1 protein-coding gene is annotated in these 755 nt (G+C 30.9%); it reads right to left on the reverse strand.

What is annotated here, in order from left to right; all coding sequences use genetic code 11:
* Positions 1–278, reverse strand: a 278-nt coding sequence (locus QQK25_RS23350) for a hypothetical protein (RefSeq protein WP_284190103.1), incomplete at its 3' end; no start/stop codon positions are given.
* Positions 279–755 lie beyond the last annotated feature (477 nt).

The following is a 755-nucleotide window of genomic DNA, read 5'->3' on the forward strand; positions in this document are numbered from 1 at the left end:
ACATGTTTTGGTGCTATGTAATCAGAATTTTGGAGAAGGATTTGAATTTTCTGAATTTTTGGAGAAGGATCTGAATTTTCTGAAATTTTTTGGAGAAGGATCTGAATTTTCTGAATTTTTGGAGAAGGATCTGAATTTTCTGAAGTTTTGGAGAAGGATCTGAATTTTCTGAAGTTTTGGAGAAGGATCTGAATTTTCTGAAGCTCTGATACCATGTAATCAGAGAAGAATTTGGAGAAAAAGTTGTTGGAAAAAGAACAAGTGTTATTCTTATTCATCTTTCTCCAATATGGAGTGTACATATATATAAGTTACATAGGAATATTCTAGATATGGAAGTATCTAGAATTCTACATGTTTCATGATACTTCTAAACTATTAACTAAACTATTCTAGATTATTCTTATATTGATCAACCTTATAATCCATATTTATTCTAGAGTATTCTAGAATATTCTTTTGATATTCAACAAAATAAAACAGAATATGTGAAGTGCAATTTTAGTAACTCAAAAAAGATGGAGGATAAAATAGTTAAGTTTGAGGGCTATGAAATCCACAAAAGTGAGTGGTTTCGGTATTTAGGTTCTATTATTCACAAAGAATGTGTGATTGATGTTGATATAAAACATAGAATCCAGGCGGGGTGGCTTAAATAGAAAAGTGTATGCGATCGACGTATCCCTCTTAGACTTAAGGGGAAGTTTTATAGGACAACAATTAGACCAACCATACAATATGGTTCAGAATATAGG

It is taken from the genome of Zoogloea oryzae (assembly GCF_030161255.1).
In the GTDB taxonomy this organism is placed as follows: domain Bacteria; phylum Pseudomonadota; class Gammaproteobacteria; order Burkholderiales; family Rhodocyclaceae; genus Zoogloea; species Zoogloea oryzae.